The organism is Modestobacter sp. VKM Ac-2978 (assembly GCF_026968025.1).
GTDB lineage: Bacteria > Actinomycetota > Actinomycetes > Mycobacteriales > Geodermatophilaceae > Modestobacter.
Genome location: NZ_JAPVBP010000012.1, coordinates 56023 through 68477, shown reverse-complemented (window position 1 = coordinate 68477; position 12455 = coordinate 56023). Strand labels below are relative to the sequence as shown.

Below are 12455 nucleotides of genomic sequence, written 5' to 3'. Positions count from 1 at the left end.
CACAGCATCCCTGCCGCGGATGTCGTGCAGATGTCGGGTCGGTCACCGGGCGTCCAGCGGCGTGGCGCTGACCCCACGCACAGGTCCACTGGCGACGATGCCCGGGTGGACCTCGTCAGCTCGCTCTGGGAGCAGGTCTCCGCGACCTCTCCCCCGCTGCCGCTCTGGCTGCTCGTCCTGACCGCGGCGCTCGCCGCTGCCCTGGTCCTCTCCCCCACCCTGTGGCAGCGGGCCCGGCACTCGGTGACGATCGCGCACGAGGGGGCGCACGGCCTGGCCGCCCTGGTCACCGGCCGGCGGCTGGCCGGCATCCGCCTGCACTCCGACACCTCCGGGGTCACCGTGTCGGCCGGCCGGCCCCGCGGCCCCGGCATGGTGCTGACCGCAGCCGCGGGCTACACCGGGCCCGGACTGTTCGGGCTGGGTGCGGCGGCGCTGCTGGCTGCCGGGTTCGCGATCGGCCTGCTGTGGGCGCTGTTGCTGCTGCTGGCCCTGCTGCTGGTGCAAATCCGCAACTGGTACGGCCTGTGGTCGGTGCTCGTCACCGGCACCCTGGTCTTCGCCGCCACCTGGTGGCTGCCCGCGGCGGGGCAGTCGGCGTTCGCCGCCGGCGTCACCTGGTTCCTGCTGCTGGCGGCGCCGAAGACCGTCCTGGAACTCCAGGCCAAGCGCCGCTCGGGTGCGGCCCGGGACTCCGACGCCGACCAGCTGGCCCGGCTCACCGGGCTGCCGGGGATCGTGTGGGTCGCCGTCTTCCTGCTGGTCGACGGTGGCGCCCTGCTGCTCGGCGGCTGGTGGCTCCTCCGCGACACCGCCCTCCTCTGACCCCAGTCACCACCGAAATGGCCATTCTGGTGGTGACTGGGGTCCTCCGTCAGTCGCTGGTGGGGCGGTTGCGGCGGCGGGGGGCGGCGTGCGGCGGCTGGCGCACCGGGTCGACGACGGGCGGCGGCGGGATCTCCCGCTCCACGGTCTCGGCGGTGACCACGATCGGCTCCCCGTGGTGCGCGGTCTCCAGCGGTCCCTCGCCGTAGACCAGCCGGTAGGTCGCCTTCTCCGGGGTCACCGTGACCGACAGGCAGTTCCCCTGGAACACCACCCGGAAGCGCAGCCGGCGGATCCGGCTGGGCAACCGCGGCGCGAAGGTCAGGCGGCCGCCGTGGTCGCGCATCCCGCCGAACCCGGCGACCGCGACCATCCAGCCCCCGGCCAGCGAGGCGATGTGCAGCCCGTGCCCGCTGTTGCCGTGCAGGTTCTGCAGGTCGGTCAGGGCCGCCTCGCCCCAGTAGTCGTGCGCGAGCTCCAGGTGTCCGGTCTCGGCGGCGATCACCGCCTGCACCGACGCCGACAGGGAGGAGTCCCGCACCGTCCGCGCCTCGTAGTAGGCGAAGTCGGCGATCTTCTCCTCGAGCGTGAAGGCGTCCCCCCGCAGGTGCAGGGCCATCACCAGGTCGGCCTGCTTCACGACCTGCTTGCGGTAGATGTCGAAGTAGGGGAAGTGCAGCAGCAGCGGGTACTGGTCGGGCCGGGTGCCCTCGTAGTCCCACTCCTCGTGGTGGGTGAACCCCTCGGACTGCTCGTGCACCCCGAGGTCGGCGTTGAACGGCACCCGCATGCCGTCCGCGGCACGGGCCCACAGCTCCAGCTCGTCCTCGCCCACCTGCAGCCGCGCCGCGGTCTGGGGCTGACGGTGGGCGGCCGCGACCGCCTCCCGCAGGTTCCGCTGCGCCATCAGGTTCGTGTAGACGTTGTTGTCCACGACGGCGGTGTACTCGTCGGGCCCGGTGACGCCGTCGATCCGGAAGCCGCGGCCGTCGTCGAAGTGCCCGAGCGAGGCCCACAGCCGGGCCGTCTCGACCAGCAGCTCGGTGCCGTAGTCGCGGTCGAACTCGTCGTCCAGGGTGGCCGCGGTGTAGCGGGCGACGGCGTCGGCGATGTCGGCGTTGATGTGGAAGGCCGCCGTCCCGGCCGGCCAGTAGCCCGACGTCTCCTCCCCGCGGATGGTCCGCCACGGGAACGCGGCACCGGTGTGGCCGAGCACGCGGGCCCGTTCGCGGGCCAGGTCCAGGGTGGAGTGCCGCCACAGCAGCGCATCGCGCACGGCTCCGGGCGCGGTGTAGGTGAGCACGGGCAGCACGTAGGTCTCGGTGTCCCAGAACGTGTGCCCGTCGTAGCCGTCACCGGTCAGCCCCTTGGCCGGGATCGGCTGCCGCTCGGCGCGCAGGCCCGCCTGCAGGACGTGGAACATGCCGACCCGCACCGCCTGCTGGAGCTCGTCGTCGCCCTCCACCTCGACGTCGGCCTCGTCCCAGTGCCGGTCCAGCAGCTCCCGCTGTTCCCGCACCAGCCGGTTCCAGCCGGCCAGCTTCGCCGTGGCCAGCGCCCCCTCCACCTGGTCCCGGACGGCGGCCGACGAGCGGCGGCTGGACCAGCCGTAGGCGAGGTACTTCACCAGCCGCAGCTTCGAGCCGGCCGGCAGCCGGGCGGCCAGGGTGTAGCGGGCGAGGTCCGGGGAGACCTCCAGGTCCTCGGTCGCCGAGTCGGGGACGTCGACCTCGTGGTCCATCCCGGCGGCCATCCGCAGCCGGCTGCGGGTGGTCTGGTGCACCAGGACGGCGTGCCGACCGCGACCCACGTGCAGCTCCGACTGCAGCGGCCGGGTCATCGCCGAGGCGGCGCGGGGGTCGCCGGACTGGGACGTCGTCACGAACTCGTTGGCCAGCAGGTCCGACTGCAGCGCGATGTAGAGGTCGCCCTGGTCGTCGGTGCACTCGACGGTGTACTCGACGGCGGCGATCGACCGCCGGGTCAGCGAGACCAGCCGGGTGCTGGTGACCCGAACCTGACGCCCGCTGGGACCCCGCCACTCGGTGGTGCGGCGCAGCAGCCCGTTGCGCAGGTCCAGCGTCCGGCGGTGGTCGATGACGTCGCCGTACTGCAGGTCCAGCGGGGTGTCCCCGACCAGCAGCCGGATCAGCTTGCCGTCGGTCACGTTGACCACGGTCTGGCCCTGCTCCGGGAAGCCGTAGCCGGCCTCGGCGTAGGGCATCGGCCGTTCCTCGAAGAAGCCGTTGAGGTAGGTGCCGGGGACGATGACCGGTTCCCCCTCGTCGAGCGTGCCGCGCATCCCGATGTGCCCGTTGGCCAGGGCGAACACCGACTCGTTGACCCCCAGGGAGGCCAGGTCGACGCCGACCTCGGTCAGTGACCAGGGCTCGATCAGGAAGTGCGCGCGCCCCTCCGTCACGGGGTCTCCCCCAGGAGCTGGTCCAGGTCGGTGACGACGACGTCGGCGCCCTGCTCGCGCAGCCCGTCGGCCTGGCCCACCCGGTCGACCCCGACGACGTAGCCGAAGTCACCGGCCCGCCCGGCGGCGACCCCGGACAGGGCGTCCTCGAAGACCGCGGCCTGCGCCGGCTCGACGCCGAGGGCCCGCGCACCGGCCAGGAAGGTGTCCGGGGCCGGCTTGCCGCGCAGCCCCTCGGTGGCGGCGACCACGCCGTCGACCCGGACGTCGATGAGGTCGGCGAACCCGGCGACCGCGACCACGTGCTCCCCGTTGGCCGACGCCGTGACGACGGCGGTGGCCAGGCCGGCGTCCCGCGCCGCCCGCAGGTACCGCATCGAGCCCTCGTAGACCTGCACGCCGTGCTCGTCCAGCTCGGCCATGATCAGCTGGTTCTTCCGCGTCGCGACGCCGGCCACGGTGGACGCGTCGGCGAGGTCGTCGTCGCTGCCCTCGGGCAGGGTGATCCCCCGGCTGGTCAGGAAGTCACGGACGCCGTCCTTGCGCGGCTTGCCGTCGACGTACCGGTTGTAGTCGTCAGGGCTGAACTCCGCCGCCCCCGGGTCGCGGCTGAGCAGGAACTCGTCGAAGGTCCGCTTCCAGGCAGCCTGGTGGACCTTGGCCGTCTGCGTCAGGACCCCGTCGAGGTCGAACAGGCAGGCACGGATGTCGTCAGGGAGTCCCAGCACGCCCGACACGCTACGGCGAGATGATCCACCCGACCTCTCGGGAGCCCCACCCTCGTTGCTGAGCCGTGCCCGGAGGGTGCGGTGGCCGGGGACGCGACCGGCTCGTGCCGCGTCGTTGTTGGGGATAACGGTCCATCGTCCGACCGAGGCGCTCGCTGGGCGTCGGCGGGCGCGGCTGCCTAGGGTCGGCGGCGGGCACCACGCCCCCGCTCGCCGGCGGGACTGCCGGGGAGCCCGACGACCCGAGGAGGACCCGGCATGGCCGGTCGACCGACCCCACCCGACCCCTACGAGTTCCTGCCCCCCGTGCCTGCCTTCCAGGTGACCAGCGCCGACCTCACCGACGGCGAGCCGATGCCGCAGCCGCACGTCAGCGGGAAGATGGGCGTGCCCGGAGGTGAGGACCGGTCACCGCAGCTGAGCTGGTCCGGCTTCCCGGACGGGACCCGCGGCTTCGCGGTCACCGTGTACGACCCCGACGCCCCTACCGCCAGCGGCTTCTGGCACTGGGCGGTCGCCGGCCTCCCGGCCTCGGTGACCGAGCTCCCGAGCGGTGCCGCGGACGGCGGGCTGCCGGACGGCGCGGTGCAGCTGCGCAACGACGCCGGGTTCGCCGGCTACGTCGGGGCAGCCCCGCCGGCCGGGCACGGCCGGCACCGGTACTTCGTCGTCGTCCACGCACTGGACACCGACGACCTGGGCGTACCGGCCGAGGCGAGCCCGGCCTACCTGGGGTTCAACCTGTTCAGCCACACCCTCGCCCGGGCCACCCTGGTCGCGACGTACGAGGTGCAGTGACCCGTCGTCCGGCTGGGGCGGCGGGTGTCCGACCGCCCCAGCCGGACGGCCGCTCCGCGGCTCAGCCGGACGGACGCTCTGCCACGCAGCTGGTGGCCACCCGGGCGAAGCCCGCCCGCTCGTAGACCCGGGCCACGTCGTCGTCGCCGGCGGAGAGGAAGACCAGGTCGGCCGTCTGCCGGGCGTGCTCGACCAGGGCCGAGGTGAGCCCGGCCCCCAGCCCGCGGCCACGGAACCGGGGCAGGGTGGCCACGCCGACGACCTCGCTGATCTCGGTGCCGTCGACCAGCACCGGCTGGTGCGAGCCGATGGCGACCGGCTCGCCGTCCTCGACGGCCACCATCATCACCGTCGAGCCCGACGCGACCCGGTCGCGCAGCACCTCGGTCGGCGGCACGGCGGCCGGGCCGGGGTCGTCCCGGGCCACCTCCGGGGTCTCCCGGGGTGCGTCCGCCGCCGGTGCGCCGGCGGGCGTGGCGAACGCCAGCGCGGCCAGCCGCTGGTACAGGCCCAACTGCGGGTCGTCGGCGCCCACCAGGTAGAGCCGCACCTCGCTGGGCAGCAGGACCTCGACCGGGTCGTCGGCCACCAGCAGCGGCAGCTCGTCGACCACCAGCCCCGCTGCCCGCGCCACCGTGGCCAGGCCGCGGCAGCGGTCGCCGAGCCACTCCAGCGACGCCGGCAGGCCGGCCCGCTCCTGCAGGGCTATCGCGGCCCGGACGTCGTCCACCGCGACCTCGCCCTCGAAGCCGGGCCGCGGCCGGGCCGGGTGCGGCCACTCCGGCGGACCGATCGGCACCTGGAGTGCACCCACGGAGTGCACCCGGGCGTCGGGCAGCGGAGCGAGGGCGAAGTAGCGCTCGATCCGGTCGAGCAGCCCGGGCGACGACACGCCCCGGACCCTAGCCGCCCGGCGGTGCAGGTCGGGTCGGCAGCCGTCCCCGACCCACCCGGTCGGGGGGCGCCCGGCAGGCAGACGGCACCATGGGCGCCGTGACGGCCGGAACGCGTGCGCAGGTCTCGCCCTTCACCGCGTTCGACCGACAGTCGTGGCGGGCGCTGGCCGCCGGCGGTGAGCTGCCCCTGGACGACGCCGACGTCCGGCAGCTGGCCACCCTGGGCGACCGGATCGACCTGGACGAGGTCTCCACGGTCTACCTGCCCCTGGCCCGGCTGATGCACCTGCACGTCACCGCCAGCCGGCGGTTGTGGGCCGCCCAGACCCAGTTCCTCGGTGCGCGCACCGCGAAGGTCCCGTTCGTCATCGCCGTGGCCGGCAGCGTCGCCGTCGGCAAGAGCACCACCGCGCGGCTGCTGCAGGCGCTGCTGGCCGCCGCCCCGGACACCCCGCGGGTCGACCTGGTCACCACCGACGGCTTCCTGCTGCCCAACGCCGTCCTGGAGTCCCGCGGCCTGCTCGGCCGCAAGGGGTTCCCGGAGAGCTACGACCGGCGGGCGCTGCTGCGCTTCCTGGCCGACGTGAAGTCCGGCAAGCCGGAGGTCAGCGCCCCGCTGTACTCCCACCAGTCCTACGACGTGCTCCCCGACCAGCGGCAGGTCGTGGACTCCCCCGACGTGCTGGTGCTGGAGGGGCTCAACGTGCTGCAGGCCGGCGCCCGCAACGACGGCCGGGTGCCCGAGGTCTTCCTCTCGGACTTCTTCGACTTCTCCGTCTACGTCGACGCCACCGAGCACGACATCTCCCAGTGGTACGTGGAGCGTTTCCTCGCGCTGCGCCGCACGGCCTTCCAGGACTCCGACGCGTACTTCCACCGCTTCGCCGACCTCACCGACGAGCAGGCCACGACGACGGCTCGAGGGATCTGGGAGGCGGTCAACGAGCCGAACCTGCGGCTCAACATCGCCCCCACCCGGTCCCGCGCGCGCCTGGTGCTGCAGAAGGCCGCCGACCACTCGGTGCGACGGGTGCTGCTGCGCAAGCTCTGACCGTCCGCTGTCAGGAAGTGCCGAGCACGCCCGCCGACGTCGTGAGGTCGCGTCCCCGCCGGTCGGGAGTGACGCGGCGCACACTCGGCTGACCGCAGCGCCGCGGCCGCACCCTGCCTCGCTTCCCCTGGAGTGGACCCCGATGTGCTCGCACCCCTCGACCTGTCCCCCACCCGCCGCGGACGGCCGCGTGCTGGCCGCGCCGCTGAGCCGCCGTCCCGAACAGGGGTGGACGCTGTTGTGCAATGGCGTGATCGTGTTCGACGACGACGGCGAACTGCTCCCGGACGGTCAGGTCGTGCTGACCCGCCCCTGGGCTCTGGCCGGCGCCTCCGCAGCCTGATCGGGTCGGCTCAGTCCAGGCCGGCGGCGTCGGCGGCCTGGGTGAGCAGCGTGGTGAACGCGGCCTGGTCCAGGGCAGCGTCCGCGGTACCGGTCTGGCTCAGCATGACCGCGCGCGGGCCGTCGGTGACCACGCCGACCAGCATCGAGACCGTGCCGACCGAGTGGGTCATCGTGACCGCCAGCCCGGCGGCGGAGTCCCCACGCTCCGGTACGTCGAGGGCCGACAGGCCGATCTCGACCTGCATCCCCCAGGGCGCGTCGACGGTCGCGTCCGCGCAGGCCTGGACGAGCTCGTCGACCGGCAGCTCCAGCCCCTCGACGGCCGGCCCCTCGGCGACCACCTGGAAGGTGCGCTGCTGATCGGTGGCGGCCACCTGGGCCGCGACCGCCGGCATCTCCTCGTCCTCGAGGGTCGGCAGGGCGGCCAGCGCATCGGCGCAGGCGGCCGGCTCGACCGACGCCTCCACGGCCGTGCCGTCCTCGTCGGTGCCGTCCTCGTCGGTGCCGTCCGCGTCGCCCCACCAGTGGTGGCCGCCCCAGCCGTTGCCGGCCCAGCCGTGGTGGCCGCCCCAGCCGCGGTGGTCGCCCCACGACCCGTCACCCGACCACGGCCCGGCCCACGACCCCGACCAGGGGCCGACCCACTCCGACGGGAGCTGGAGCACCGTGGCGTCCGGGCCGAACGCGGACTCCGGCAGCAGTGCGCCGGCCAGCTCCTCCGCGGCGGCCGGCGCGACGCTGTCGGTCGCGGCCGCCTCGCTGACCGCGGTGGGACCGGCGGCGCCCAGCTGGCTTGCACAGGAGGTCAGCACCGCCGTCCCGGCGAGCATTACCACACCGACCGACGACCGACGCACCAGGGTCCCCATGCACGGGGATGGTGCACCTTCCGGGCCGCGCCGTCGACCCCTTCCCGGCGTGTCAGGACCGGGCGCCCACCACGTCCTGCACCGTCCCCAGGTCATCGGGGGCCCCGTCGGCGCGGTCAGGCTCGGTCGCCACCGGCGGGTGCGGCACCGCGGGCTCCTCGAACGCCTCCGGCGCCGGGCAGGAGCAGACCAGGTTGCGGTCGCCGTAGGCCCCGTCGATGCGCCGCACCGGCGCCAGGTAGCCGCGCCCGACCAGCCCCCGGACCGGGTACACGGCCGCCTCGCGCGAGTACGGGCGGTCCCACTCCCCCGCCAGCATCTTCAGCGTGTGCGGGGCGTTGCGCAGCGGGTTGTCCTCCCGGTCGTACTCGCCGGTGGCGACCTGCTCGATCTCCCCGCGGATGTGCACCATCGCCTCGACGAACCGGTCCAGCTCGGCCTTGTCCTCGCTCTCGGTCGGCTCGACCATCAGCGTGCCGGCCACCGGGAAGCTCATCGTCGGCGCGTGGAAGCCCAGGTCGATCAGCCGCTTGGCGATGTCGTCGTTGGTCACACCGGTGGCCTTGGTGAGCGGCCGGATGTCCAGGATGCACTCGTGCGCCACCAGGCCGGTGGCACCGGTGTAGAGCACCGGGTAGTGCGGCCGCAGCCGCTCGGCGACGTAGTTGGCCGCCAGGATCGCCTGCTCGGTGGCCTGGAGGAGCCCGTCGGGGCCCATCAGCCGCAGGTAGGCCCAGGAGATCGGCAGGATCCCCGCCGAGCCCCACGGGGCACCGGAGATCGCCGGGCCGCTGCCCCCGGTCTCCACCAGCGGGTGGCCGGGCAGGAAGGGCACCAGGTGCTCCCGGACGCCGATCGGCCCCACGCCCGGGCCACCGCCGCCGTGCGGGATGCAGAAGGTCTTGTGCAGGTTGAGGTGGCTGACGTCGGAGCCGAACCGGCCCGGCTTGGCCAGCCCGACCAGGGCGTTGAGGTTCGCGCCGTCGACGTAGACCTGACCGCCGGCGTCGTGCACCGCCGCGCAGATCTCCTGCACCTCGACCTCGAACACCCCGTGGGTGGACGGGTAGGTGATCATGATCGCGGCGAGCCGCTCGGCGTGGGTGTCCACCTTGGCCCGCAGGTCGGCGAGGTCGACGTTGCCGGCCTCGTCACAGGCCACCACGACCACCCGCATGCCGGCCATGACGGCGCTGGCCGCGTTGGTGCCGTGCGCGGAGGACGGGATGAGGCACACGTCGCGCTCGGCGTCACCGCGGCTGTGGTGGTACGCGCGGATGGCCATCAGGCCGGCGAACTCCCCCTGCGACCCGGCGTTGGGCTGCACGCTGACCGCGGCGTACCCGGTGACCTCGGCGAGCCCGTCGCACAGCTCCTGGATCAGCTGGGCGTACCCGCGGGCCTGCTCGACCGGTGCGAAGGGGTGCAGGCCGGCGAACTCCGGCCAGGTGATCGCAGCCATCTCGGTGGCGGCGTTGAGCTTCATGGTGCACGAGCCCAGCGGGATCATCGTGCGGTCCAGCGCCAGGTCCTTGTCCGACAGCCGGCGCAGGTAGCGCAGCATCGCCGTCTCCGAACGGTGCTCGGCGAAGACCGGGTGGGTGAGGAACGGGCTGCGCCGGCGCAGCTCGGCCGGGAGCGCGTCGGCCCCGGCGTCGTCCAGGCCCGCGTCGTCCGTGCCCACCCCGAACGCCTCGGCGACCAGCCGCAGGACGGCGGGCGTCGTCGTCTCGTCGCAGGCGATCGCCACGGCGTCGTCGTCGACCAGGCGCAGGTTCACCCGGCGGGCGGCCGCGGCCGCCACCACCTCGGCGGCCCGGCCGGGCACCGCGACGACGACGGTGTCGAAGAAGTGTTCGTGCACCACGGTGAGGCCGCCGGCGCGCAGCCAGCCGGCCAGCACCTGGGCGGTGCGGTGCACCCGGGCGGCGATCGCGGTGAGCCCCTCGGCCCCGTGGTAGACGGCGTAGGCGCCGGCCATGACGGCGAGCAGCACCTGGGCGGTGCAGATGTTGCTGGTGGCCTTCTCCCGGCGGATGTGCTGCTCCCGGGTCTGCAGCGCCAGCCGGTAGGCCACGTCGCCGTCGGCGTCGACCGAGACCCCCACCAGCCGGCCGGGGAGCTGACGGGCCAGGCCCTCGCGCACCGACAGGTACCCGGCGTGCGGGCCCCCGTAGCCCATCGGGACGCCGAAGCGCTGGGTGGTGCCGCAGGCGACGTCGGCGCCCCACTCCCCCGGCGCCTCCAGCAGCGTGAGGGCGAGCAGGTCGGCGGCGACCACGACGGCGGCACCGGCCGCGTGCGCGGCCGCGGCCAGCTCGCGGTGGTCCCGGACCGCGCCGCTGGCGCCCGGGTAGGCCAGCAGCACCCCGAAGGCCCCCGCCTCCGGGAGGTCGGTGGGCCAGCCGGCGGAGAGGTCGGCCACGTGCAGCCCGATGCCCAGCGGCTCCGCGCGGGTGCGCAGCACGGCCAGGGTCTGCGGCAGCGTGTCGGCGTCGACGACGAAGACGGAGTCGGCCTTCGCCCGCCCGGCCCGGCGCACCAGCGTCATCGCCTCCGCCGCGGCGGTGGCCTCGTCCAGCATCGAGGCGCCGGCGACCGGCAGCCCGGTGAGGTCGGCGACCATCGTCTGGAAGTTGATCAGCGCCTCGAGGCGGCCCTGGCTGATCTCCGGCTGGTAGGGCGTGTAGGCGGTGTACCAGGCGGGGTTCTCCAGGATGTTCCGCTGGATGACCGCCGGGGTGATCGTGTCGCTGTAGCCGAGCCCGATCATCGAGGTGAACACCTCGTTGGCCGCCGCCCGCTCCCGCAGCTGCGCCAGCACCGTCGCCTCGTCGGCGGCCGCCGGGAGGTCCAGCGGGGTGCGGTCGCGCACGCCCTCCGGCACACAGGCATCGGCCAGTGAGGCGAGCGAGGCGTGGCCGAGCACCTCGAGCATCGCGGCGGTGTCCGCCGGGCGGGGGCCGATGTGTCGGGCCGCGAACGACCCGCTCGTCGACAGCGCGGAGAGCGCGGGGAGCGACCCGGTCAGGGGTGCGGGATCAGAACCAGGAGTCCGGTCGGCCACTGCTGGGACGGTACCAGCGCGCGATCAGCGGCTGGGGGCCGTCCAGGCCAGAGCGGCTCGACCGCGTCCGCCCCGGGCCGAGCCGGGGCCAGCGGAGTGTGGCCTAGGCCGAGGCGGCGCGCCGGCGGCGGCGGGCGGACAGCTCGTCGTCGGCGACGGAGCCGCCTCCGTCCAGCCGCTCGGCCGGCAGTTCGGCGAGCTCCCCGGAGAGCTCCCGGAGGGCGCCGGAGACCGCGATGCCGAAGACGCCCTGCCCGCCGGCGAGGAGGTCGACGACCTCCTCGGCCGAGGTGCACTCGTAGACGGTGGCGCCGTCGGAGAGCAGCGTGATGTTGGCGAGGTCCTTGACCCCGCGGGTGCGCAGGTGGTCGACGGCCTTGCGGATGTTCTGCAGCGAGACGCCGGTGTCCAGCAGCCGCTTCACGACCTTGAGCACCAGGATGTCGCGGAACGAGTAGAGCCGCTGCGTGCCCGACCCGGTGGCGGTCCGCACGGACGGCGCGACCAGCCCGGTGCGCGCCCAGTAGTCCAGCTGCCGGTAGGTGATGCCGGCGGCGGCGCACGCCGTCGGGCCGCGGTAGCCGACGACGTCGGTGTCGATCTCGTCGTAGGAGGGGACGCCCACCGCTGCGTCGCTGAACAGCTGACCCTGTGAACCGTTGTCCTGGTCGCTCACGGGCACTCCTCGCTGGCGTTCATCTGCCGCGGTCGCGGCGCTGCTGGGTTCGTGCCGTCGATCGCGGGCCCGCTCACTCCAGCGCCTCCTCGACTCCGGCACCCAGCACCTGGGCCGTCCCCGTGCTGTGGCTGGGAACGGTCACGGGCGCGACTCAGGGACTTCCACGCACGTGATTCGCTGACCGTAGGCCGGGGCCGGGACAGGGTCAACCGAGGGACGCGGCGTGTCGCTGGACTCACCCGTGCGGGTGGCCCCGGGGAGCCGGCGGCTCAGCTGCCGCCGGAGCCCGACCCGGCGCCGAAGTCCTCGGGACTGATGTTGTCCAGGAACTCGCGGAACTTCTCCACCTCGTCCTCCTGCTCGTCGGGGATCTCGATCCCGACCTCGTCGAGCAGGGCCTCGGCGCCGTAGATGGGCGCACCGGTGCGGACGGCGAGGGCGACGGCGTCGGACGGGCGGGCACTCACCGTGCGCTCGTCGCCGAACTGCAGCTCGGCGAGGTAGATGCCGTCACGCATCTCGGTGATGTGGACCGCCTCCAGGGTGGCGCCGAGGGCCGTGACCACCTCACGCAGCAGGTCGTGGGTCATCGGCCGGGCCGGCCGGACGCCCTGCTGTTCGAAGGCGATCGCCGCGGCCTCGGTCGCGCCGATCCAGATCGGCAGGTACCGCTCCCCCTGGGTCTCCTTGAGCAGCAGGATGGGCTGGTTGCCGGGCAGCTCCACCCGGACGCCGACGACTCTGAGCTCCTGCACGTCTGGCTCCCCTCCGCTGA

The 12455-nt window shown here is 74.1% G+C and carries 11 protein-coding genes; 4 read left to right on the top strand and 7 right to left on the bottom strand.

Annotation, left to right across the window (positions count from 1 at the left end):
* Window positions 1-105 precede the first annotated feature (105 nt).
* Window positions 106-825, top strand: a complete 720-nt coding sequence (locus tag O2W53_RS23145; RefSeq protein ID WP_269165405.1) for a M50 family metallopeptidase — start codon at window positions 106-108, stop codon at window positions 823-825.
* Between the two features lie 49 nt (window positions 826-874).
* On the opposite strand, the gene O2W53_RS23140 is transcribed toward O2W53_RS23145, so the two are convergent.
* Window positions 875-3247: a glycoside hydrolase family 65 protein gene (locus tag O2W53_RS23140; protein ID WP_269165404.1), complete on the bottom strand. Its 2373-nt coding sequence runs from the start codon at window positions 3245-3247 to the stop codon at window positions 875-877.
* Window positions 3244-3975, bottom strand: coding sequence for an HAD family hydrolase (locus O2W53_RS23135; RefSeq protein ID WP_269165403.1), 732 nt, complete (start codon window positions 3973-3975; stop codon window positions 3244-3246). The genes O2W53_RS23140 and O2W53_RS23135 overlap by 4 nt, the downstream gene beginning before the upstream one ends.
* A gap of 258 nt (window positions 3976-4233) precedes the next feature.
* On the opposite strand from O2W53_RS23135, the gene O2W53_RS23130 reads away from it, so the two are divergent.
* Window positions 4234-4773: a YbhB/YbcL family Raf kinase inhibitor-like protein gene (locus O2W53_RS23130; RefSeq protein ID WP_269165402.1), complete on the top strand. Its 540-nt coding sequence runs from the start codon at window positions 4234-4236 to the stop codon at window positions 4771-4773.
* A 61-nt stretch (window positions 4774-4834) separates the two neighbouring features.
* Here the strand turns inward: O2W53_RS23130 and O2W53_RS23125 are convergent, their stop codons facing one another.
* Window positions 4835-5665: a GNAT family N-acetyltransferase gene (locus tag O2W53_RS23125; RefSeq protein WP_269165401.1), complete on the bottom strand. Its 831-nt coding sequence runs from the start codon at window positions 5663-5665 to the stop codon at window positions 4835-4837.
* A gap of 92 nt (window positions 5666-5757) precedes the next feature.
* Here O2W53_RS23125 and coaA point away from each other — a divergent pair, with 92 nt between their 5' ends.
* On the top strand, window positions 5758-6720 hold the full coding sequence (gene coaA / locus O2W53_RS23120) for a type I pantothenate kinase (RefSeq protein WP_269165400.1): 963 nt from the start codon (window positions 5758-5760) through the stop codon (window positions 6718-6720).
* A 142-nt stretch (window positions 6721-6862) separates the two neighbouring features.
* Complete coding sequence (locus tag O2W53_RS23115) at window positions 6863-7063, top strand: DUF5999 family protein (protein ID WP_269165399.1); 201 nt, start codon at window positions 6863-6865, stop codon at window positions 7061-7063.
* 10 nt (window positions 7064-7073) lie between these two features.
* Here the strand turns inward: O2W53_RS23115 and O2W53_RS23110 are convergent, their stop codons facing one another.
* The 4 genes from O2W53_RS23110 to O2W53_RS23095 all read right to left on the bottom strand — a co-directional run bounded on the left by O2W53_RS23110 (window position 7074) and on the right by O2W53_RS23095 (window position 12435).
* Window positions 7074-7895, bottom strand: coding sequence for a hypothetical protein (locus tag O2W53_RS23110; protein ID WP_269165398.1), 822 nt, complete (start codon window positions 7893-7895; stop codon window positions 7074-7076).
* 91 nt (window positions 7896-7986) lie between these two features.
* Entirely contained in the window at window positions 7987-11001 is a 3015-nt protein-coding gene (gcvP, locus tag O2W53_RS23105; protein ID WP_269165397.1) for an aminomethyl-transferring glycine dehydrogenase, read from the bottom strand.
* A 103-nt stretch (window positions 11002-11104) separates the two neighbouring features.
* Window positions 11105-11677 (bottom strand): MerR family transcriptional regulator, encoded by a 573-nt coding sequence (locus tag O2W53_RS23100; RefSeq protein ID WP_442928876.1) that lies wholly within the window; start codon window positions 11675-11677, stop codon window positions 11105-11107.
* A 272-nt stretch (window positions 11678-11949) separates the two neighbouring features.
* Window positions 11950-12435 carry a bifunctional nuclease family protein gene (locus O2W53_RS23095; RefSeq protein ID WP_036332790.1) on the bottom strand — a complete coding sequence of 162 codons (486 nt, stop codon included), beginning with the start codon at window positions 12433-12435 and terminating at the stop codon, window positions 11950-11952.
* Between the last annotated feature and the right edge of the window lie 20 nt (window positions 12436-12455).